At 59.0% G+C, this 21,231-nt stretch carries 28 protein-coding genes; all 28 read right to left on the bottom strand.

The features are described from left to right. Nucleotides 1-42: 42 nt before the first annotated feature. The 28 genes from STSP2_RS15260 to STSP2_RS15130 all read right to left on the bottom strand — a co-directional run bounded on the left by STSP2_RS15260 (nt 43) and on the right by STSP2_RS15130 (nt 21,208). The gene (locus STSP2_RS15260; protein WP_146663593.1) at nt 43-408 is read right to left on the bottom strand and encodes a hypothetical protein; all 366 of its coding nucleotides are present in this window, start codon (nt 406-408) and stop codon (nt 43-45) included. Nucleotides 409-411: 3 nt separating this feature from the next. Then, complete coding sequence (locus STSP2_RS15255) at nt 412-957, bottom strand: DUF1353 domain-containing protein (RefSeq protein ID WP_146664095.1); 546 nt, start codon at nt 955-957, stop codon at nt 412-414. Then, nucleotides 954-1,301: a hypothetical protein gene (locus STSP2_RS15250; protein ID WP_146663592.1), complete on the bottom strand. Its 348-nt coding sequence runs from the start codon at nt 1,299-1,301 to the stop codon at nt 954-956. The genes STSP2_RS15255 and STSP2_RS15250 overlap by 4 nt, the downstream gene beginning before the upstream one ends. Before the next feature lie 126 nt (nt 1,302-1,427). Further along, nucleotides 1,428-2,165 (bottom strand): capsid cement protein, encoded by a 738-nt coding sequence (locus STSP2_RS15245; protein ID WP_146663591.1) that lies wholly within the window; start codon nt 2,163-2,165, stop codon nt 1,428-1,430. A gap of 109 nt (nt 2,166-2,274) precedes the next feature. Beyond that, nucleotides 2,275-4,560, bottom strand: a complete 2,286-nt coding sequence (locus tag STSP2_RS15240; protein WP_169853264.1) for a phage major capsid protein — start codon at nt 4,558-4,560, stop codon at nt 2,275-2,277. Further along, complete coding sequence (locus tag STSP2_RS15235; protein WP_146663589.1) at nt 4,550-6,103, bottom strand: phage portal protein; 1,554 nt, start codon at nt 6,101-6,103, stop codon at nt 4,550-4,552. Before STSP2_RS15235 ends, STSP2_RS15240 begins: the two co-directional genes overlap by 11 nt. Before the next feature lie 4 nt (nt 6,104-6,107). Next, nucleotides 6,108-6,323, bottom strand: a complete 216-nt coding sequence (locus STSP2_RS15230) for a hypothetical protein (RefSeq protein ID WP_146663588.1) — start codon at nt 6,321-6,323, stop codon at nt 6,108-6,110. A gap of 265 nt (nt 6,324-6,588) precedes the next feature. Next, nucleotides 6,589-6,795 carry an NrdR family transcriptional regulator gene (locus STSP2_RS15225; RefSeq protein ID WP_146663587.1) on the bottom strand — a complete coding sequence of 69 codons (207 nt, stop codon included), beginning with the start codon at nt 6,793-6,795 and terminating at the stop codon, nt 6,589-6,591. Between the two features lie 18 nt (nt 6,796-6,813). Next, entirely contained in the window at nt 6,814-8,736 is a 1,923-nt protein-coding gene (locus STSP2_RS15220) for a terminase gpA endonuclease subunit (RefSeq protein ID WP_146663586.1), read from the bottom strand. Nucleotides 8,737-8,756: 20 nt separating this feature from the next. After that, nucleotides 8,757-9,875, bottom strand: coding sequence for a hypothetical protein (locus STSP2_RS15215; RefSeq protein ID WP_146663585.1), 1,119 nt, complete (start codon nt 9,873-9,875; stop codon nt 8,757-8,759). Next, on the bottom strand, nt 9,865-10,044 hold the full coding sequence (locus STSP2_RS15210) for a hypothetical protein (protein ID WP_146663584.1): 180 nt from the start codon (nt 10,042-10,044) through the stop codon (nt 9,865-9,867). The genes STSP2_RS15215 and STSP2_RS15210 overlap by 11 nt, the downstream gene beginning before the upstream one ends. 8 nt (nt 10,045-10,052) lie before the next feature. Next, complete coding sequence (locus STSP2_RS15205; protein WP_146663583.1) at nt 10,053-10,295, bottom strand: hypothetical protein; 243 nt, start codon at nt 10,293-10,295, stop codon at nt 10,053-10,055. A gap of 14 nt (nt 10,296-10,309) precedes the next feature. Continuing rightward, nucleotides 10,310-10,516, bottom strand: a complete 207-nt coding sequence (locus tag STSP2_RS15200) for a DNA translocase FtsK (protein ID WP_146663582.1) — start codon at nt 10,514-10,516, stop codon at nt 10,310-10,312. Next, nucleotides 10,513-11,526: a phage Gp37/Gp68 family protein gene (locus tag STSP2_RS15195; RefSeq protein ID WP_146663581.1), complete on the bottom strand. Its 1,014-nt coding sequence runs from the start codon at nt 11,524-11,526 to the stop codon at nt 10,513-10,515. The genes STSP2_RS15200 and STSP2_RS15195 overlap by 4 nt, the downstream gene beginning before the upstream one ends. 27 nt (nt 11,527-11,553) lie before the next feature. Then, nucleotides 11,554-11,904, bottom strand: coding sequence for a hypothetical protein (locus STSP2_RS15190; RefSeq protein ID WP_146663580.1), 351 nt, complete (start codon nt 11,902-11,904; stop codon nt 11,554-11,556). Further along, entirely contained in the window at nt 11,904-13,364 is a 1,461-nt protein-coding gene (locus STSP2_RS15185; RefSeq protein WP_146663579.1) for a hypothetical protein, read from the bottom strand. The genes STSP2_RS15190 and STSP2_RS15185 overlap by 1 nt, the downstream gene beginning before the upstream one ends. Before the next feature lie 274 nt (nt 13,365-13,638). Beyond that, the gene (locus tag STSP2_RS15180) at nt 13,639-15,489 is read right to left on the bottom strand and encodes a putative sodium/potassium/calcium exchanger (RefSeq protein ID WP_146663578.1); all 1,851 of its coding nucleotides are present in this window, start codon (nt 15,487-15,489) and stop codon (nt 13,639-13,641) included. Nucleotides 15,490-15,533: 44 nt separating this feature from the next. After that, nucleotides 15,534-15,878, bottom strand: a complete 345-nt coding sequence (locus tag STSP2_RS15175) for a hypothetical protein (RefSeq protein ID WP_146663577.1) — start codon at nt 15,876-15,878, stop codon at nt 15,534-15,536. Between the two features lie 8 nt (nt 15,879-15,886). Next, the gene (locus tag STSP2_RS15170; RefSeq protein WP_146663576.1) at nt 15,887-16,111 is read right to left on the bottom strand and encodes a hypothetical protein; all 225 of its coding nucleotides are present in this window, start codon (nt 16,109-16,111) and stop codon (nt 15,887-15,889) included. Further along, nucleotides 16,108-17,817: a ParB/RepB/Spo0J family partition protein gene (locus tag STSP2_RS15165; RefSeq protein WP_146663575.1), complete on the bottom strand. Its 1,710-nt coding sequence runs from the start codon at nt 17,815-17,817 to the stop codon at nt 16,108-16,110. The genes STSP2_RS15170 and STSP2_RS15165 overlap by 4 nt, the downstream gene beginning before the upstream one ends. Continuing rightward, nucleotides 17,807-18,130, bottom strand: coding sequence for a hypothetical protein (locus tag STSP2_RS15160; RefSeq protein ID WP_146663574.1), 324 nt, complete (start codon nt 18,128-18,130; stop codon nt 17,807-17,809). Before STSP2_RS15160 ends, STSP2_RS15165 begins: the two co-directional genes overlap by 11 nt. Next, nucleotides 18,127-18,963 (bottom strand): putative metallopeptidase, encoded by an 837-nt coding sequence (locus tag STSP2_RS15155; protein ID WP_146663573.1) that lies wholly within the window; start codon nt 18,961-18,963, stop codon nt 18,127-18,129. Before STSP2_RS15155 ends, STSP2_RS15160 begins: the two co-directional genes overlap by 4 nt. Before the next feature lie 93 nt (nt 18,964-19,056). Next, nucleotides 19,057-19,209: a hypothetical protein gene (locus tag STSP2_RS17390; RefSeq protein ID WP_169853263.1), complete on the bottom strand. Its 153-nt coding sequence runs from the start codon at nt 19,207-19,209 to the stop codon at nt 19,057-19,059. Between the two features lie 12 nt (nt 19,210-19,221). Next, nucleotides 19,222-19,605: a hypothetical protein gene (locus tag STSP2_RS15150; RefSeq protein ID WP_146663572.1), complete on the bottom strand. Its 384-nt coding sequence runs from the start codon at nt 19,603-19,605 to the stop codon at nt 19,222-19,224. Then, nucleotides 19,602-19,838, bottom strand: a complete 237-nt coding sequence (locus tag STSP2_RS15145; RefSeq protein ID WP_146663571.1) for a hypothetical protein — start codon at nt 19,836-19,838, stop codon at nt 19,602-19,604. The genes STSP2_RS15150 and STSP2_RS15145 overlap by 4 nt, the downstream gene beginning before the upstream one ends. Next, nucleotides 19,835-20,155: a hypothetical protein gene (locus tag STSP2_RS15140; RefSeq protein WP_146663570.1), complete on the bottom strand. Its 321-nt coding sequence runs from the start codon at nt 20,153-20,155 to the stop codon at nt 19,835-19,837. The genes STSP2_RS15145 and STSP2_RS15140 overlap by 4 nt, the downstream gene beginning before the upstream one ends. Beyond that, entirely contained in the window at nt 20,152-20,841 is a 690-nt protein-coding gene (locus STSP2_RS15135) for a hypothetical protein (protein ID WP_146663569.1), read from the bottom strand. The genes STSP2_RS15140 and STSP2_RS15135 overlap by 4 nt, the downstream gene beginning before the upstream one ends. 106 nt (nt 20,842-20,947) lie before the next feature. Further along, nucleotides 20,948-21,208 carry a hypothetical protein gene (locus STSP2_RS15130; protein ID WP_146663568.1) on the bottom strand — a complete coding sequence of 87 codons (261 nt, stop codon included), beginning with the start codon at nt 21,206-21,208 and terminating at the stop codon, nt 20,948-20,950. Nucleotides 21,209-21,231: the final 23 nt, after the last annotated feature.

Raw genomic sequence — 21,231 nt, 5'->3', positions numbered from 1 at the left:
ATGATCTCCATTTTTCGTTTCTGTTTTGAAAATAACTTTACTTTACGTCTCCGCCCTCACGAAGTGGCCGTCGCTGTGTCGGGCGTTGTCGGTCGTCTTGACCGCGGTGACGGTCGTGATTGAAAAGTCCTGCTCGTCGATGTCGTCGATCCGCCAGCTCGCCCCCTCGATGGTCAGCGTGTCGTCGATCGCGGGCGAGTTCCATTCGCTTCGCAGTATCGTTACGCTCCTGCGTTCGACCGTCTGGTTGCCCTGCTGGTCGTAGCTTCTGACCTTGTCTGCGGGTCCGACTATCGCCGAGCTGATCGTGATCGCATCGCCGCCCGCCGGCGTGGCGGTGATCTCGCCGCCGACCTTGGTCATTGCCTTCGCCTCCGCATCCTTTACCAGTGTCTCAAAGTCGCTCATCGCCTACAAATCCTCCTGCGATTTGGTGCGGGGGCTCGGCCCTGCCGCTGGCTCTTTTACAATTCGACCGGCCCCCGTGGCACCATCTTCATTGTCGGGTTGAGAGGCTTGATTCCGCTGGCCGGTAACTGCTCTTCGTTCGGCACCTGCTCTTCGTTTGCGGTGCTTTCGCCAGGCGTACCAGCCGCCGATCCTCAGACCGATATAGCTCACCAGCCGCTGCCACCACGGCACGCTGCACCACCGGCACAATTCGAGCCTGATCATGTCAGCCTGTCTCTGGCTGATCTGGACAGCACGTCCACTGCTGTTGATCATCTCACCGCTGTAATACAGCCAGTCATGGGCGATACCTGCAACCGTGTTTCGGCCGAACTTGGGGACGAGCCCGCGGAACAGCCAGGGCACGGAGTTGCCGTCGCTGACGAATCCTTGTCTTGCGATAAAACTCCAGTCGCCCGCGCGGACACGCCATCCACGCGACAGTCTTATGTTGCCGTTGTCGAGCAGCTCGACTATCGGCGGTATGTAGCTGATCTGTCGGCTCATTTTGACTGCGCCTGCATCCATTCGATGAGCTTTGCGGTAAACGTCTCGATCTCCACTTCCTGGCTGGCGCTTCCCTCCAGCTCGATCAGCCAGCCGTTGGGCGCCTGGCCGCGAAGACCCTTGTATTCCTTGCCGCCGGCGGTGAAGTGCGTGATCTCCGTCAGGCTGGTGAGGTTGCCCGCCTCGTCGAACGTCTGATGGACGAATTTGTCGTCCGTGCAGCCGCCCGCGGCGATCGCCAGCAGAATGATCACGTAAAGCAGCATCGCCACCGCGATATTGGCGGCGAGCTTGTGTTTGGTCGGCGTTTTGTCAAAATGAAAATTTGAATGAGAGTCCTGCATCGTTTTGCCCTTTCCTTTTTCGTCTGTAAACTCCGCCTTCGGTTCCCACCCCGATCAAGACTGCCGGACGGCCCGGCATGAAAGACCGCCCGGCTGATCGAGGTGTGTTTATTGTGAGGCTATCTGCTAGGTCTCGAGTGCCCAGGTGCCGCGGATCGCCTTGATGTACCAGCCGTCGCCGCCGTTGCCCACCAGGGTGATAAAGTCGCCGTGTTCGGCGGTCGCCTTGGTGTTGACGATATCCTTGTTGTCTGCGCCCGCCAGGTCGACTCCGGTGATCTTGTCGTTGGCGTTCGGGCTCACCGTCAGCTCGACGACGGCATCAGCGCCGTCGTTGACGAACGTGATCTCAAAGCCCGCGGATGTCGCCGGCAGCGTGAACGTCTTGGCGTCGGTGGCGATGTGCAGCACCTTGCCGTTGTCCTGTGCGTCGACGGTGTAGTCGTCGTCCTTGGTCTCGTGCGTCTTGCCTGTCCACGCGGGCAGACCGGGCGTTTCGACGTTGAGAGCTACTTTTACCTCGCCGTCTGTGGCCGCAAGGTCCTCGACGAGCGTGCCCACCCAGAAATCGCCGTCGCTGGCGATCGTGGTCAGTGCGCCTTTACCGGCGTTGTCGCTGTCGCCGTAGGGGTCGCCGTCTTCGTCCCACCAGGCGTTGTCGCCTGCATTGCCGACTACGGCCGCCGCACGTATCTGGAATATGCCTTCAACGTCCGCGTAACCGGCCTCGCTGTCGTCGAGATCACGCGTCACGACACCGGCCTTGCCCGCTACCTGCACGACCTGGCCGCTGGTGGCGCCGTCGCCGCCGGCGGTGTAGTCGAGCCGGCCGTAACCTAGTTTAAAAATCGATTCGAGTTCCATTTTTATTCTCCATCAAAATCTGATTTGCAATTTGTTTTATCCGCTCAAAACAAGGCCGCCGCGGGTCGAGCATCAGCCCGCCCGCCGCAGCGTTATCTTGCTAACCGGTTTACGCGGTGTTCTTCTGAAGCGTCCGCCAGTCGAGAGCCTTGGCACCGACGTCGAGATACGCCCGATACTGCACGCCCAGCACGTCCGGCGTCATCGGGAACTTTTCGACCGTAGGCGTCTGCTTGCCGTTGAGGTAAGCGACCTCTACGGTGTCGGCCTCGCTCGGATCCGCCGCCAGATACCAGGTGGTGGCCGAGTCGTCGTTGAGGATCGGTTCCTTGATCGGCTCGACCTCGCCCGCGACCACGTTCTTGTTGCCCTTGACCGCGTCGGTGCTGCCGGTGGCGACGATCAGCGTCGACTGCAGCAGCTCCTTGGCCGTCCAGTACAGTGCCGACGGCACGATGATGTACTTCGGGCTCAGGCGGATGTTTCTGCTGCCCTTGTCCGTCTGCTTCTCAAAAGTCGTGATCGAGCTCTTGAGGTTGTCCATCGTCAGGCCGGTCGAGGTGTTGAGGTTGCTGTGGCCGCTGACGAACAGGCTCTTGCCGTCGCCCATCTTCGGGTTGCCGGTGAGAATTGCGTAGACCAGCTTGCCCGCGAGCAGACCGGCGTCTCGACCCATGTGCATCGGGACCTTCGTGAACTGATTCAGGTCGTCGTTGATGATGTCGTTTCGGGTAATCGCGAACATCTGCGCGTAGGTCGTGATGCTGTACTTCTCGGCCTCTTCGGTCGCGGTGGTGTGATCGATCCTGCCGCCGTTCTTGACCTCCTGGAAGCCGTCCTGGAGGGTGAAGCGATTTCTCGTGACTTCTTTGAAGTCGCTCACGCTGCCGGTCGTGCACCACGCCTGCCAGGTCTTTTTGACCAGCTCGTAGCCGCGGAGCAGCGACTTGTTGGCGACGTTGCCGAGCATCGTCGAAAGCGAGTAATTCGAGAATCCCCGCATGTCCATCTCGAACGCCGCCCGAATGACCTCTTCGGTACCGTAGGGCACCGGCTGACCGGCCATGCGAAGCGACTGACGAGCGATCTCCAGCACCGACATATCGCGGAAGCGATCGGCCTTGTCGGCACGCTTTTCGCCGTTGCTGTCTTCGACCACCTGATCTTCGTACCCGGCACGCAGCAGCATCGCATCCTCGATCACCTCGCGGTTGACCGTGTTGTCGCGGCTGATGATCGCCGGTGCGGATCCTACCTCCGGTCGGTCGCTGCGGATCTTTTCGAGAAAATACCGCTGTGCGCCCTCGACGGTCTTGCCGCCGTGGATCGCATCGTCTATCAGCGACTGCTCGATGCCGACCTCTTCGCCGAGCTTTCTGATCTGCTCGTCGACCCTGGCACGCTCGGCGCGCTCTTGTTCGCGAACCGCCTCCATCTCGGCCTTGATCGCCTCGCGCATGGCCGCGGGGTCCTCGCCTGCCGACCGGCTGCCTTGCTCGGGCTCGGTCTTTTTCTTCGTCTTCGTCTTCGGTTCCGTTTCCGGTTCGCTCCGGCTCTGCTCAGCTTTGTAGAGCTCTTCGAGGCTGGCTCGCTGCTCTTCGCTGATCGTTTCCGGGTCGAACCCTCTCTCTTTCAGCCATTCATTGAACTTCATGGTTCGTTTCTCCTGCTTTTTGTGAACTTGAAAATGGTTTTGGTTTTGTTTTTGATTTGGCTTCCTGTCCTGCTCTGTATGTTGATCACCGCGATTCTTGGCGGTGCGGTCCGCTCCGATCGGGCAGATGCTGTTTTCGATCACCTCCCACTCGGTCGCCACGCGAAGCGCCATCTTCGGCGATGCGGTGTATTTTCTGCCGCCGATGGTCGCGGTCTCGCCCGGCTCGATCTTTTCGTAATCCAGCACCCGGTATCCGATGCTGTTGTCCGTCAGATGTCCCTCTCTGACGAGCGTCCACGCCTCTTCGCTGGCCTGCCTGCTCGAAAAGTGATTCGTCCCGACCAGCTTGCCGCCCTCTACGTGTATGTCGCGTGTGCTGCCCATTACCGACGCCGTGCCGCCCCAACGCATGTGAGTGTCGAACATCGGCACCTGCCGGCTGTCGGGCAGAACCACCCCGTCCATCCGCAGTATCTCCTCGATCGGCTCCCACCGACGCCAGTCCAGCACCACTACCCGCTCCTCGGTGGCGATCACCGCCTCGACCGTCCGTTCCTTCTCGTCCAGTGTCTGCGCTCGAACCGAAAACTGCCGCGTGGTCAGGTTCCGCTGCTGCATCTCCTCGGCGAGCTTCTCGTCGTCCGGAGTATTCTTGAGCTGTGCGTTCTCGCTGCGGAGCTGCTCGATCACCCGCTTGCGTCCCTTGCTCCGGCGTTTCTTGCGATTTTTATTGCTCATCGTCTTCGTCCTCGTCATCATCGTCCTGGTCATCATTGCCATTCTGCGGCGGCATATCCGCGACCGCCGCCTGCTCGTAATTGAGCCCGAGACTCTCGGCAAATTCCTTTTCCTTCGCCCGCTGGATCATCACCTGCTGCCAGTCCTTGCCGTCCTTGGCGCATTCGTCCGCGAAGTTTGACACCTTGCTCCTGTGCAGGCGGGTTTCCTGCGCGTTCGCCTCTTTTTGCGGATCCACGTGGCCCACACCGTCCCAGTACCAGCCGCCGCGTGCGTTACGCAGCACCTCCGGCGGGGCGGAAGGCAGAAATCCGGGTATCAGCATCGCCTCGCGGAGCCATTCGGCGGCGATCGCAGCCAGGATCCTCGTCTCCACGCCGTGGCGTTCGTTGGCGGTGTCCTTCTGATATTCCTGCTTGTCGAGCCTCCCCGATGAGTAGTTGTAGCCGCTGGAATTGCCCGCAGCGACGTTGTAGGGCATGTTCGACGGCCTTGCCGCCTCATTGAGCAGCTCGGCCTTGAACTCCTTGTATGTGCCTGTGGGCTGCTCGGCCTTGAACTGGTGGATGTCGCCGCCTCCGGGCACGGTCATCAGTGCGTTCTTGACGATCTCCACTGTGTCCCAATCGAGCACCTCGTCGTCGTCCGGGTCGGAATCGCCGGTGATGATCCCCGCCAGGCACGCCGCCAGCTCCGCAGAGCCCACCACAGCCTCGGTGTACCTCCGCATCTTGTTCCACGTCCACAGAGACGGCGTGATTCTCGGCTCGCCGTGCGCCTGGTCGGCGTATTCGAATTCGAAATAGTGCAGCACGTACTTTGCCGGGATCTTTTCGTACTTGCCCACCAGATCCGCCGTCGCGGAGTTGGGGTGTTCCTTCATCACGTAGTAATAGGCGGGTCGGCCGTTCGCGTCGTACTCGATGCCGTCCTTTACGCTGTCGTCGTCGACTCCCCAGGGCGTCATTATCCGATCCGGATGGACCAGCCTCAGACGCAGCCGCACGCCCCGGTCGCCTCGCTGCCGCCAGTTGCCCGGTCCTCGCCTCTCGCGTGTCATTATGATGTAGCCGTCGCCGCTGTCGTCCTGGTGGCGTGCGCAGGCAATTTTTAATATATCGCTCAGCGACTTGGTGCCCTCGGCGTCGCAATAGCCGACTCCCCACACTGGGTTGTCACTCGTGCCCGCCCACAGTGCCCATTCACGCTCGACCGCCTCGTCGAATTTGGCGTTGCCGCTGCGAAACTGCAGTCTCGGCCTCGTCCCGATCAGGTCGTTCGCCCGCGTCCGCGTCATGCCCTTTGCATAACCGTTGTGGCGGATCTCGTAGCTCGCGCGTGCCCTCAGCGTCTGCACATCGTCGCTGAGCCAGTCGTTGGGGTCGCCCGCCTGGGCGGTGCCAAAGGATTTGATCGTCTGTGCGTTGCTGGCTGCCACCTCGTAATACCGCTGCACGGCCTGGCGGACCTGCCGCTCCATATCTTTGCGGCCGGGGGCCCGCTTGCCCTTTTTCTTTCGATTGTTCAGAAAAGGTATCCGCACGTTTTTAATATCCCCCCACCACGGTCTTGGCGATGCGTACACCGCCCGGGCGTTTCTTGCCGGCGTTGAGCCTGGCGTACTTCGCGCGGGCGTTGAGCAGCTCGTCCAGGCTGTTGTATTCAAAGCTGCGGCCGCTGAGTGAAAACTTCACCGGCCCGTCAACGCCGTCGAGTATCGCCTGGTCGATCTTGTCGATTATTGCCTGGTAGCTTACCGCCATGATTCTCCAACTCTTGATCCTTATCTGCGGGCAACAAAAAAGGCGGCACTCGGGTGTTTGGGCACCCAAATGCCGCCTTATCTGTTCTTGCGTTCGCCTGCAGTTGGCCGACCGCAGGCAAAACCCGTTATTCACTTGTACTGAGCCAAAACTATTTTATAAAAATCCAGCTCCTTGTGTGCATTTTCCGCGTCCGCACCCCAAAATGGTCTACATATATACCGTTTGGGCCATTTTTTTTGTTTTTTTGCGCTAGACTCCGCCCCTATTCCTCGATAACTTCGCGCGTCCAGACGTATTTCCCGCAGTTTCGGCACACCCTCCGCCGCCTGATCGAGTTCGCCCCCGGCACCGTCTTCAAGACGTTCCACGGCCGCCCGTCCGCGTACCGAAGATCGGCACACCCGCATTTCGGGCACACGATCCCTTTCTTCTCTTTGCCTTCCCTGTCCTTTTTCTTGCGTCCGAGCATTTTTAAAATCGTCTCCGCCTAAAATCGTTTCGTGCGCCCGCGTTTTTGCCGATCGCTGAGCCTTATCCGCTTTTTCGGCTTCGCCGGATCCCGAAGCGTCCTCGCACCGGCCAGCTCGCCCGCGAAATCGGCGTAAACCGCCGCATCCCAAAGGTGATTCGCCCGCCCCTCGTATTTTGGGAACCACCCCTTGATTATCTTTCGCCCCTTGCGTTCGTTTTTTACCTCTTCGGAGGCGAGCTGATTGAGCGTGTCCTCGCTCACCTCGCGGTGAAAATGATAAAAGCCCGGCCCCGGCGACTCCGATTCGTACATCAGCCGGTATATCCTGTCCTTGATCGTGTTCACGCAGATGTCATACCGATGCACCTTGCCGCCCATCACCGGCGTGCGGCGGTACAGCCTGGCCTTGACGGTATGATCGCCCATCACCGGCACCACGTCCGATGCGCACCGCAGGCAAAAGTCCTGCACCACGTCGGTGCGGTAGCTGGCGTCGATCGCGGATCTCCTAATGGCGATCCGGTCCTCGGCGGAGTTCGCCAACGGCCACGACGATTCCAGCAGTTGAGCGACCAGCTCGAAATTCTCCAGACGCGAGGTGTCGCCGGTCTCGATCCTGCCGCACTCGATCTGCCATGCCTCCGAGAGATACCCGTACCCCGCCAGCCAGTACCACACATGGTCGATCTGCACGTCGATGCCGCAGGTCAGCATCTGCACGCCGTCGGGTACGATCGCGGGCGGATATCCGCCGACATGGCTTTTCAAGACCGTGATCTCGGTCGGCTTCTCCCGCTCCTCGAACGGCTCGCCAAGCTCGGAATTGATAAAATCCTGCAGGGGTTTTATGTTGCCCGCCCGCCGCTGCTGCTGAGCGTACGCCCAGTCGCCCGCCAGGTCCGCGATCGTCTGGAACGATGGATGCAGCATCATCGCGTTTATGTGGTAGCTGTGATGCGTGGTCACCGGTATCTCGCCGCGTACCACGCCGTCGCCGTCCACCGTGCACCCCTCCGGGCACCACACGCCGGCCAGCACGGCCTTCCAGCGTTCGATCTCGCTCCACTTCGCCCCGCACTCCGGGCACGCGTACCAGCTGTGCCCGCCCGCGCGGTAAGTCTCCGGATCGAGCAGCCTGCCGTTCTCGTCTTTTTCCAGAAATACGTTCTTCCACTTCGGCGGGTGGTAGTCGCCGCAGTGCTGACACTTTATCCAGTACTCCCGCTTGTCGCCCGCCTCGAACTCACGGTGTATGTGGTCGTTTTTCAGCACCGGCGTAGAGATCGCCAGCGTCTTCGACCGCGTCGAGAACGTCCTTTGCCGCTTCTTGCCCAGGCTTATCGGGTCCGCCTCTTTGCCGCTGCCGTCGGGATATTTGCCCGGCTCATCAAATATCACGTTGCACACCGGGATGTCCGCCAGCGCGATCGCAGAGCCCGCCCAGCCCAGGTACAGTATCATGTTGTCGAGCATCGTTTCCTTGCCGACGTTCAGCTTCTCGATGTCGCCGCCGATATGCCGCAAAAGCTGCGGGCACGCCTCGAACATCGGCCGCAGCCGCGTATTCACACGCCGCTGCACGGTCGCCTCGGTCGGCATCACGATCAGCGTAGGCGCTGGGTTCATCTCGATCGTGTAGCCGATAAAGATGTTCGCCAGCTCCGTCTTGCCCGCCTGGCTGCACGCCATCGCGGTCACCTGCCGCACGGCCGGGTCCGACAGCCTCCGCATCGGCTCCACCAGAAACGGCACCATGTCGTTGCTCCACGGGCCGTGCCGTTCGGCGGTCTTTGCGCTGAGCACATAGTTCTGCTCCGCCCAAACATCCATCGTCACCCGCTCGGGCGGACGCAGCACCGCCAGCTCATCCGCCTGCATCGGCAAAGGTTCGGGCCACCGCAAGGGCGTATCTTCAGTTTTCGGTTTGGGCTTTACCATCTTTTTCTGGATTAAAAAAACTACACCGCCTCAAAACTGCTGCCGTTGCACTTCACGCACTTCTCCGGCCTGCTGCCTTCGTAGTTGTGCCCGCACCCGCCGCACATCCACTGCCCGAGCGACTCTTTCAAACCCGTCTCGATCGCGTAGAACTGATCCAGCCGGCCCTTCAGAAACGCCGCCTTCTTGCGTTGTGCAAACTCTTCCATCTCCACCGCCAGCCGTTCGTTACTCAATTCCCGCTGCACCGCCGCAGCCGCCTCTTCCTCGATCTCATACTGCCCCAGCGTCTTAACATTGTCTTCAACCCAAAGCTGAGCCCGCCAGCAGCCCTTGAGCTTGTAATAACACGCCCCGCGATAAACCGAGCTGCCCCGGCCGCTCGTTCGGACCGCATCACCGAACGCCGCAGGCACCTGCGAAGATGCAGTCGCCGGTATCTTCATAAACCTCGCGTCGAGATTACCCTTCCTCGGCCGCCCGATCTTTTTGGGCTTCTCGGTCTTGCCGCCGCTCCCGCGAGCCGTCGGCTCCGTACGCCTGCCCTTGAGCTCCATGATCTCGACCTGCGCATCCGCCAGTTCGGCCCTGACCTCGTTCATCTTCCGTTCGAATTTCGTCGCCCGCCCCCGCTCCTGCGTAATTCTCTCGCTCATCTCCGCGATCCTGTTCTCACGCCGGATAAACTCGCCTCGGATCCACTGCTCTATGGGTTTGTCGGTAGGTATCTCGACTTTCAAATTTTCCGCAAGATGTTCGCGGAAGATGTCTCTTATCTCGCCGTGCGAGCAGGCGTTTTTGGGCTCGTTGGCACAAGTGGCACGCCGCCATTCACTGATCTGCTTTTCCAACTGCTGAATTTTCTCAACATGCTCGGCGAGATTGGCCGTCAGATCCTCCACCTGCCCGGCGTAATAACACTCGCTCGCCTGCAGGCTCACCTGCTCGCAGAAAAAGCTGTAGAGAATCTGCGCGTTCGCCCCCAGCAGCGCAGACCGCTGATCGTCCGTCTCGACGCCGTACTGCTCGTCCCAGACATCCACCGGCCCGTCGCTGTAATGTTTTAAAACCTCCGCCGCCTGAAAACATTTTGATTTTAATTTTGATTTTGATTTTAATTTAGAATTTTCAACTGCCATCTTCGCCGCCTTTCCATTCATACCAGTGACCGCAAGTGAATATCAGGCCCAGGATATAAGCGTTTTGATTATCGAATTGCCATGGAGTAAACTTGCATATCAATGCGTACACTCCATACCCCGCCAGAAACAGCAGCGTCGAGCCCAGCAACTTTAAATACCATTTCATAATTCACCTCAATCAACTTTGACATCGAAAAACCTGATCACACCGAACGCAACCAGCCCCAAGGATCCCACGATCAGGATAATGCCGGTGATGCCAAAAAACAGCATCGGCCCGAACTTCGCAGAAGTGTAAACCTCACTTGTCCACTCATCCTGCCACCACAGATGACACGACAGGACCAGCAAGCCGAAAACCGCCCACAGCAAAAGTCCGCAGGCGATACTCGCCAGCCCTTCAATCTTTCTTTTCATTGTCTTATCCATAATCATATCTTCCCTTTCAAAACCTCACGCGCCTTGCCGACTCGATACGCACCGATCACGCCGGCTTCTTCCAGCGAATTTATCAGCCGGGCGGCTCGTGCATAGCCGATCCCCAGCCGCCGCTGCAGCAATGACACGCTGCCCCGATCCGCCTCCCGCACCACCCGCACAGCCTCATCAAACAGTTTATCCTTTTCACTCTCGTTCATACCTTCACCTCCGGAAACTCATCATGCAAAACACCGTCCAGCAGCCGCCCGGCTTTTTTCTTGTTAGCCCCACCCCACTGCTTAAACAAAAACGGCACGCCCGCCTCGCTGCACTGGTCACGCAGTCCCCGCACCCAGTTGGGATGCAACGGACGAGCCCCCGGCCCCGACTCACCTCCGCAGATAACCCAGTTTATATGCGATTGCCCGTCACCCAAGTGATTGGTAATAATCGTGCTCACGGCATCTGGGTCATAATCGCGGCACTTTGCGCAAAACTCCTCACACCAGTCACCGCAGTCGACGGTCACCGACTCATAATTACGTCCACAGAACTCACACGCCGTCCCGTCTTCGGGCATTACAACCGCTCCCAGCATCGGTTCCACCGAAACAAACCGCACGACGGCGGGGCATCGCAGCAATTCCGGGATCCGCTCATCCGCCCGTGTTTGGTTCTCGGCAGTAACCCCCAGCCAGACGTTAGGCAGGGGCCACAACCGCTCATTCAGCTTAGTACCATACACAGCACGCCAGCCGTCAAATATTGCCATGTCCCTGGGCGACCCAACTGGCAGCTCCTTTACCGATTTAAAATACTCCCGCATCCGCGCCGCCCGCTTAGTCAGTACCTGAAAAGTATGCTGCGGGCACAGATCCATCACCGCAAACACCTTGTCGATCCACTCAAACGGAACCGATTCATGAAACAGATCACCCATCGAGCAGACAAATATCATTCTGGGCTTTTTCCAGTGCAGGGGCTTTTGCAAGGCCGACTCGACAAACGCCGTAGCACCGTTCCAACCGGTTACTTTGATTTCCGGCGACAACCGGCTATTTGCTATATCTTCAAAAAGCACTACCTGTTTGTACTGCGGCACGTTCATGTTTGCCAACCGACCGGCCATCCGCTCGGCGTAGCAATTCTGGCAGCCCTCCGAAATCCTAGAGCACCCGACTACCGGGTTCCACGTCTGATCCGTCCATTCGATCTTTGATTTAGTCATTGCTCTTGCCCCTTAATTAAAATTTGCCTAAAGAAACTCCAACGGTTCGCCTTGTGCAATTGCACGCTTCATGCCCCGGACAAGCTCCATACCTTTGCGCTTGTGACTAAACGGATTATCACCGTCTGGCCAAGATTGCAAAAGCTGCTCCAGTCTCGGATAAACTTGCTTGCATTCCTCAACTGTCAATTCGCCGTCGCAATCGCTATGATGCAGAAATGGCTTCAATGGATCATCCACGTCCTCCCAGGGCCTTGTACCGCCGTGGCCAACCATAGAGTCCAAGTCAATTCCAATTTGAGTCGCAAGTCGTTTACGAAATTCATCGAAACTGAAATATCCCCACCTTGCGTCACAATGACTAAAATCTAAACCCATTACACTTGCCCCTTTCCGCCGTCACCTTCCGCCGGTGCCAGCATGCTCATAACCTCGATCAATTTGTTTTCCGCATCGCTCGGCAGCCGCATCTCGGCGGGCACCTCACACATCTTCTGCCGCAGATCCGTCATGTGCTCGTTCAGTAATTTTAAGATATCCTCGCTGTCCCGTTTATGGCACCGCATCGCCAGATCGTGCAGACCTCGGCCGCTCTCGTTGACAAATTTTTGATGCCTGGCCATCAGACCCATAACCACCTGCTGACGATCGAGCAGCCGACCCTCCAGCTCCGCCAGCTCCTTTTCCATTTTCTGGGCCTTTGCGGCTTTCAACGGATCCAGCTTCGGAGCCGCGGACTTACCCGCCGTGCCCCTGGTCTCGATGATGTGCCTTTCGTACCACTCAAAAAACTGGCACAGATCATAACTGCCGTCGCTGTTACGCGGGCAGCCTCTCTCTTTGTACCAATCATGCAGCGTCTGCCGGGTGATGCCCAGTATCTCGCACATATCGGCGATCGACAGGCTGTGAAAGTCCGCGCTGGGGCGGGCTATCTCTCGCCGCAAAAGCGTCTCAACCTGTTTCAACGCGCCGACCTTGCCCTGCAAGGCGTTGGCGACAACCGCCTGCTTGAGATCGATCGTCAGCTTCAGCCGCGACTGGTTCCAGATATCCGCCACCTCCGACTGCTCGGCCATCATCGCCTTGAGCTCACCGGTCGCCAGTTTCAGATGATGCTCCGCCTCGCCGATGTTTACCCCTGTCGCCGCCAGCTCACCGATGTTTTTCAACAGCCGCCCGCGCTGCCATGCGTCCTGCAGGTCCTGGTGCTCATCCAGAATCGCCTGCAGATCACGCTTGCACCTCCGCTTGGCGGCCAGCTCGACAAACTTGCTCGCAGCGTCGGTAAAGCTGTCCGAGTGAAAAGCCAGATCGCGTATAACCGCAACAGCCACCGGCAGCTTTTTCTTGCTGACCTTTTTCTTGACGGACTTCTTTGACTTGCCCCTGGTGGAGGCTTTCGCAGGGGCGGCGGATGATCCGGACTTGCCTTTTCGCTTCGACGCCTTTGTTTTGGATCCGGACTTGCTTGCAGGTTTCGCGGCTGCCGCTTTGCCGCTCCTGGAAGACTTGCCCGCTGCCTTTTTCGTACCGCCGCGCAAATGGTCACCCGCACCGGCTGACGATATGTCCGCAACTTGTTCAGCGACAACAACACCGCGATCGCCGCCGGAAGAAGATTGCGACTTCGAGCTGCCCGCCGACTTGACAGACCTGCCGCCGTCCGCCTTCTTCGGTCCCGACTTTACAACCCGCTGAGTCCGCTTTGAGCCTTTGCACGCCGTCTTGCCCGCACCGCCGGAGGCGGCGGTTTTGCCCCGCTTCGCCGACCTGCCTGAAACCTGCGTTTCCGGCTTGTTATCGCTGTTTTTAGTTGTCTTCTTACGCTTCGCCATATATCCAGACCCGGCCGTTCACACAGCCGATATTTTCATAAGTCCTTTATTCACAGTATGTAAGGTGATAAATAAAAAATTATTAAGCGCTTTTTGCGCGCCACCGCACACCATCCCGCGCTCTTGAGGCTGGGAAGGACCCGCTGTGTAAGTCGCGGCAGGGCAAGGACTTACAGCCGCATCGCCGCCACATCTGCCCGCCATCCGCCTGATTGTACACGTCATCAAAAACATGCTAACTCCTGCATTTACAACACCTTACATCATTTCCGCATCATCCCGCGGCCGCTCTCGCCCCGCCCACCATCGCATTGAGCCGCTTGCCGAACACCGACAGCCACACCGCGCCGGGCTTTCGACTCCGCCCGACACGCCTGATCTTCTTCGCCTCCTTGACGCTCTTGTCGCGCAGCTTGCCCAGCTCCACCTCGCCCAGGCCCGCCAGCGTCGCCCTCTGCCACGCCGCGGCGAACGCCCCCAGCTCACGCTTGCCCGTCTCGCTCCTCGGGTCATACGGCAAACTCAGCAGCTCATATATCTCGCCCGCAAACTCCAGCGCCTCCCGGCCGTACCGCCCCCGCATCCCGATCCTCGCCCCGCACATCCGCAGCCTCGCTTCCTCATCCTCATCACCCCGATCATGCGACGCCCCGGGACGCCCGCCCTCAGACGGTAACGCCCCAGAAACGTCGGCTCTGGTCGGCTCATTCGGCTCAATCGGCGGGGTGGCGGCCGGGGTAGTGCAGGGGCTCTCGTCCGTTCCCCGCTGCCCGCCAGCGTTCACCTCGCCGCGTTCATCTGTGTATTCCCCCATCCCCTTCGGCTCCTGTCGTTCCCCTTTCACCGCCCCTGTGCGTCCGCTCAGCGTCCGTTCTGCCTCCGCTTGCACTTTCCCCTCGGCTGGCATTTCGGCTTTCCCAGCGGGCACAGGCGCAGCCGCAGCCCGCTGTTCGGCTTTTCCTTTCACTTCGGCTTGCACTTCCGGCGGAGGCGCAGCCGCAGCCGTTTCTTTTTCCCCTTTCTCTTCCCTGCCGAGGCCGAAGGCCGAGGTTTTACATTCCCCTTCCCCTTCCAAAGGATTTTCCCGAGCGTTCCCGAGCGTTCCGGGCTGTTCGGGAACACTCCGGAATTCAGTGCCCCGACCCCGCGTTCGGAAATCACCCCCCAAATCGCCGTTTTCAGCGGATGCGCCCGCATTCAGCGGCCCATCGGCCCCGGGCTCTGTCCTCGCCGATCGTTCGGATGCGCACCCCCCTAACGAGGTTAAGGATTTTTCAGTTTCGTTTACGTTTTTTAATTCCGCTTCATTTGATTCCGCTGACGTTCCATTGTGTTGGGCAATGGTACCCTGCGACCGAAGATCGTCGCTCTTGTCCTGCACGCCCGCTGACGTGCCGATTGTGTCCTGCCCGTCTTTTAGCGGTTCTCTCGTTCCTGCGTTCGTTCGGCTGTGATTCCCACTAGCAGCGCCGTCCTGCATCGTTCCGCTGTTTTTCCCACGGTCAGCGGTACCCTTTTTCGTTCCCTTACCCTTGCCGCCTCTTCTATCCCCACCATCGCCGTCATCCCCTCCGGGCGGCGGATCGCCCTCATCGTCCTCGACAAACTCCGGCATCGCCACCTTCTCCAGCAGCCCCACGCTTTCCAGCGCCTCCAATATCACCTTCGCCCGCTCCTCGTCGATGCCCAGCATCATCGCGATGTGCCGCGGCTGAGCCGGTTCGAACTGAAACAGCAAATACCCCCGATACAGCCTGCTCTGATTCGCCGCGATATTCTTCAGTTCCGCGAACGCCCCCCGCAGCGTCAGCCAGTTGGGCAGGTTCTTGAGCATCACCATCTGCTGTGCGTATCCCACGCTCTCATCGTCGGTGCCGCTTCCCACAAAGTCCTTGGTGAATTTCAGCGGCGACTCCCGGCATATCCGTATATCGTCGGCCAGCTCGTACCGCGGGCCGAACCGGTACACCCGCCACACCTTTTTAATACGAGACCGCCGCCCAGACCGCTTTTTCGTCTTCGGCTTCGCGGTCTTCGCCTTCGCCGACGCCTTTGCCGCGCCGCCGTTTTTCTTGGCCGCTGTCTTCGTGCCCGATCTTTTCCCTGTAGCCTTTTTCCCAGCCATCGATCCCTCTTAGACCTTTTAACTAATTACTTTCGAAAGCTCCATCATGCCGTACCGTCCTCATCATCGATAAACCCGATCACATGATCACCGCACTTTGCCGCTTTCGTACCGACTCCGCACTGCTCGACGTGGAAAAACGCACAGCTCGTACTGCAGCTCTCGCGAGAGGACCACTTTGCGTTCGAGCGATACGGACACGTGATTCGCGTCATTATCCTGTCGCCGCACCTCCAGGCTGTGCTCTCGCCGGTGAGCTGCTCGATCCGCTGTGCCTCCTGTTTATCGGGCGCACCCTGGTCGTTGAGATCGATCCGCCAGACACCGAACAACTCGCCGGAACCGAACACCACCCGCCGCTCATACTTTTTAATATCGCCGTCTCTCATATTAAAGCTCACTCCACCTTTCTCGCTTTCGCCGCCAGTGTCACACCCATCAGCAACGGGCAAAGGGGCGGAAAGTTTTCATGATCGGGACACAACTTTTTTATCTCTTTGCCGCGCACGAGGCGGCTTTCCAGACGGCAAAATCCCTCTGCACTTTCCATCGTGCGAAACGGGCAGCTCATCGGCGAATCGATGCAGACCCCGCCGTCGACCTTTTCAAAACGATAGATCACTTTTCATTTTCCCCCTTGTCCAACTGTGACTGTGCGATGGTCAGATGGCGTATCAGCTTCTCCGCCGCGTGTCCGGTGCAGTCGTCCAGCCACAAATTCTCGCAACTGATTCCGCTGCTCAGCGCTGTCTTGCCGTCGGGTGTCGACCGCACCTGTGCCTCGCTTTGGCAGATCACCGGCTGGCCGTTCTCGTCGATCTCCAGCGTGCCGTGAATCGTCACCTGCACCTTGACCGGCGTCAGTCCGTCCGCGATCGCATCGCCGTCTGCGACCGACCACTGCGGCTTGGCCTCCGCCTCGCTGGCCATGACAAGATCGTCCGGCCTGAAGTAGTCCGCCTCGCCGTCCGCGAACTGCAGGCACCAACGCTCGTCGTCATCGTCGCCGAGGATGTCCCTTTTTGCGTTCCAGCCCTTGTGCTTGCCGATCCGCCCGTTGTAAGTCCCGACCGTCACCCGCCACAGCGAACCGGGGCGGGGGTTGTGCTCCTCGCTCGTCTCATAAACCCGCCACAGATCGCCCGGCCAGAAGTAGCCGCCGTTGCGTCTTACGCCGTCGATCTCCAGCCACACCTTGCTCTCGGCATCCTTCGGGTCGAACGTGCCGTAGAAAGTGCCTATCTTGTTCTGGTAATTCGCATCGCAAAGGTTCAGCCATTTTGTGCCGCGAAAATCCTCCTTCGCTCCCGCGTTCGGTTCTTTCGGATGCTGCGGCTTGCGTTCCGGAGCCGCCTCCCATCTTGTCGTTGGATCGATCAAATCACGCGTGAAATACTCTACGCTGCCGTCGGCGAATTCCAAACATGCCTGAGTTGGTTCCCCCGGTCCAGAAGATTCTCCAATACAAACTCCCACATGCCCGGCATGCCTGCCCGTTTTGGGGATCCACCGAGAACCCAGCTTGCTCTTGAAGTCATCACCGGTCGCCGGAGCGTTCACCGGCGAGCCAGCCCCGACGTTCTCGCGGGTTATTTCATCTTCACTGCCCAGCTCCTCGTCCGTAACCGTCTTGGGCGGGGCGGGGGGGTCGTCCACCAGTTTCGGGCCCGCCTTCGCCTCCTTGAGCTCGTTGACCCAGCCTCGCACCTCGGCTTCGCCGGCCACCGGCCCCAGAAACGGCGCTGCCCTGCGGGCCAGTTGACGAGCCTCGGATTCGCTGAGCCCGACCAGACAAAGCGCCTGATGCGTGGGCAGTGGATTCTCATCGCGCACGATCATCTCCTGCACATCGTCCGGCAGTTTTAACAGATTCAAACGCTTGCGAACCGTGCTGTCGGTGACGTGGTATTCCTCTGCGATCTTTTTCACCTCCCAGCCGTGATCGGCCAGCCGCTGCATCCCGCGTGCCTCTTCGAGCACATTCAATTGCTCGCGGTCGCGGTTCTCCGCGATGTGCATCCGCAGCACCGTCAGCTCGTCGAGATCCTCAAAGACCTTCGCCTCCACGAACGCCAGCCCCGCGGCCCTGGCCGCCCGCAGCCGCCGCTCGCCCGCGATCAAATAGTTGTGATCGTTGACGCGGTTGACGATGATCGGCTGAAGCTGCGAATTCTCCTTGAAACTCTCGCCCAGCTCAAACAGCTTTTGGTTATCAAACCGCTGCCGGTTGTTGTTGCCGTCCGGCACGATAATGCTCTTGACTTCCAGCTCCGTCGTCCTGCTTGTCATTTTTCCATTTCCATTTTTCATATCATTTTCACTCGCCATCTTTATCCCTTCGCTTTGCCTTTTCGCTTTGCCTTTTTAACAGATAATTCTTCTGCAGCCGTTCAGACTTCCGCCGCATGATCCGCAGCGACTGCGTGTTCATGATCTCCAGGCACCGCGCCAGCGTCTCACGCGTCATTGACATGTCTTCTTTGGTGGTCAGTGCGTAATCGCCCGCCGCCGGGTGCCAGAATATCCTGGCGGCTAGTTCCTCGCCCCTGACCACGAAAAACACCGGTATCTGGTAGCCGTCCACGCCGCAGCGTTTCACAAAGTAGCCCAGCTCGCCGCCGACCATCTCAAACCCGCTCACGCCTCACCCCCATCGCCCAACGGCAGCTCTTTTTGCGGATCCGGGTGCACGATCGCATCTACCAGCCGGCCGAGCTGGCGGTTCCAGCTCCCGTGCCGGCAGGCCACACCGTGAAACTCCTCGACGTCATGTTTTCGCATGCAAAATTTAAATCCGCCGTCGACATCGTAAAAACGCACCAGCACCGAGTCGGTCGCCTCGCAGACGATGTCCTCGCAGACCTCGATAAACGCTGCGCCCAGCCTTTCCACCTTCTTCTCGAGATCCTTCCGCCTAACGAACTCGCCGAGTATTTTTGCCCCGCAGTGCAGCAGCTCGTGATCGATCAGCGCCGCCGTCCTCTGCATCGGCTCCCAGCCGCCCAGCAAACCGGCCCCGTCAAATTCCGCCTCACAGCCCCGCTCTTTGGTAACGCCCAGCCGGTCGAGCCAGTCGCCGGATATCCAGACGACAAAATCCACCTCGCGTGCCTCCACGCCCTTGCCCAGCACCGCTTTCTTGCCGCCCTCGAGCTTTCGGCGGATGCCGTCGTCGCTTCGTACCAGCAAAAGTATTTTTGCCTCCTGCAGGTGCCGGTGCTCGGGCACGCAGTCGATCAGGTTCTGCGCGATCCGCCGCAGCCTCTCGTTCGCGATGAACATGCTCTTGCCGCTGTCGTGCCAGCCGACCGTCTCGAAGTACGGCACATTCTTGGGGTACTCGTCAAGACCGCTGTCGATGATCCTCCTGTACTGCTCGGCTCCGAACTGACCGGTCAGACCGTACTGCTGGGCCCGCTCGACCAGATCGTTGAGCCTTTCCGCCCCCGTCCTATTATTCTTAACCGTCGTCATCTTCGTCCTCGAAATCGTGTACATTCAATTCATTTTCGTCATCGTCGCACCAGCACAGCATCGCGATGATTATCAGCAAAAACAGAACCTCCATCAAGCCTCCTTCACCCGCAGTCCCGTCGAGGCGATCGAGCTGACCAGCACCGAGTAGGGCCGTCCCCGCTCATCGTATCGCGTCTCTTTGTGCTTCGTCTGCACGCCCTTGGCTTTCATCAGATCCTTTGTTATCCTTCGCCTGCTTCCCATCTCGTGCCCTTTCTATCTCGTTCCGGCCATTTTTTTATAGTTATCCATGATATTGTTCTCAACGTTCATCGCCGACGCGTCGGCAAAGCTGTTCGGCCCGTACACCCCGGCGACGTACACCAGTGAAAATCCCTGCTCGCCCGCGTACCTCGAAAGCTCGTCGACGGCGACCGACCGACGGTACTTTCCGATGCCGGGGATCCGCACGCCCCAGGCGGTCAGCAGCTTCTCGCCCGGGCAGTTGGTCCACTTCGCCAGCGTGCCCTCGCCGGTGAACAGCCACGTGTGCAGCCGCTCGTTTGGCTCGGGAAACTCGCAGTCGGGTATCAGTATCGCCCCGAGCCCGCGTTTGTACCGCTCCGGCATAAACCGCACCGCCGCCCGCCGCTCACTCATCCTTTACCTCGCTTCCGCAGTCCCAGAACCTTATCTGTTTTCGCCATCAGCTCAGCACCCATGATCGGCACACCGCACTTTCGCCACTCCAAAAGCACCTCTTCGAGCCTGTCGATGCGTTCGCCGAGCTCTTCGCATATATTGCTGGCATTTTCTAACTTGCGGCTCAGCCGCCTGAGCTTTTCGTCGCTGTCATCATGACCGTCACCGCTTACGAATACCACCTCACTCATCCATCCACCTCGCTCTCGTCATACAGACACCCGCCCTCGTACAGGCAACGGCTGCCGTCCCATGCGTCGCAGTGTCTGCCGCCGACGTGCGGGCACCGCGTGTTTATCGCCTCGATGTCGGGTCGAACGCCGACCTCGACGCCGTCCTCGCCCCACACCTGCATCGAGCTGAGAGGTTTTTTAGTTTCAGACCCGGAAGTGCCGCCGCCGGTGAAAACAACAGACTGTTCCACCCAGCCGATGCATCCGCCCAGATCGGTCCTGCCGCTGCAGACTTTTTCGAATTTCGCGCAGCTCCTGCAGTCACAGTTTTTCATTGCTTGCCTCCGTACCTTTCCGCCATCCTCGCCTTGATCTCCGGCCAGCGACGTTCGCCAAAGGTGTTTTCGAAGATGCTTAAATACTTCGCCTTGGCGGTGATGGTCATATGCTCGTCCTGTTCGCGGCACAGGTCTTTTAACACCCGCCCGAACTGCACGCCGTCCGCGCGGTCATAGGGTGTGATCGATCCGGTCACCGGCCCGGCCTTTAAAAATCCCAGCGCCTCCAGCATTGTCTCGCAGTCGCCGCTGCCGACGTCGCCGCTTAAAACCGCGTCGGCGAACATCCCGCCGTCGGCGAACATTCTTTGTACCGCATCGTTTGCGTCCGCCGCGGACTCATCCTGTTTTTTCCCCAGCCTGCACTCAGCACCCTCGACAACACCGTTGCGAAGCTCCTGCACCACATCTTCCATCTGTCCGCCGGTGAGCCTGCCGCCCAGCTCACGTCTTATCTTCTCACGCTCACGCAAATATTCCTGAAACGTGTAGCCTTGCATCCCCAGCTCAAAGCCCCGCTCGTATATCTGCGCAGCCAGGTTTTTCTTGTTTTTATTTTTATTCCGCTTTTTCATTTTCGCTGCCCCCTTTGTCCTTTCGAGTGTCCGTTTTATATCTCTGCACGCCGCCGCAAATACGATAGCAATGCCGAAGAATGCCGCTGACACGATAATCCACCGCATCGCTCAGCCCTCCTTTCTTTTTTGCCCTTCGTCCTCATTTTTTTTGTCCAAAAACAGTATGCACAAATTCAAAACGGTCAACAATGCTGCTACGATAATCACCAATTCATCCATCTGCCTGCCCCTTGCTGTCAAATTCCGCCATCGCGTCCAGAAACGACCGCCCGCGTACACCCGCATCGCGGAGCGAGAGCGCGAAATGTGCCCGCTCATTGAGCCGACCGCCCTCAACGGGGTTGACGCTGTCGATTATCTCTTCGAGCAGCTCGTGCGCTTGCTCCTCGTCGCTGATCTCATACTCAGAAATATTTGCAGCCACAGGGAACAGCCCGCCGTCGTATTCGTTTTCGATTTTTAACATCTTCACCGGCATATTCGCCTCCGCTTATT

The sequence above is a fragment of the Anaerohalosphaera lusitana genome, assembly GCF_002007645.1.
Taxonomy (GTDB): Bacteria; Planctomycetota; Phycisphaerae; order Sedimentisphaerales; family Anaerohalosphaeraceae; genus Anaerohalosphaera; species Anaerohalosphaera lusitana.
Note: the sequence above shows the minus strand (reverse complement) of the source record. Positions and strands in the feature narration are given on the sequence as shown.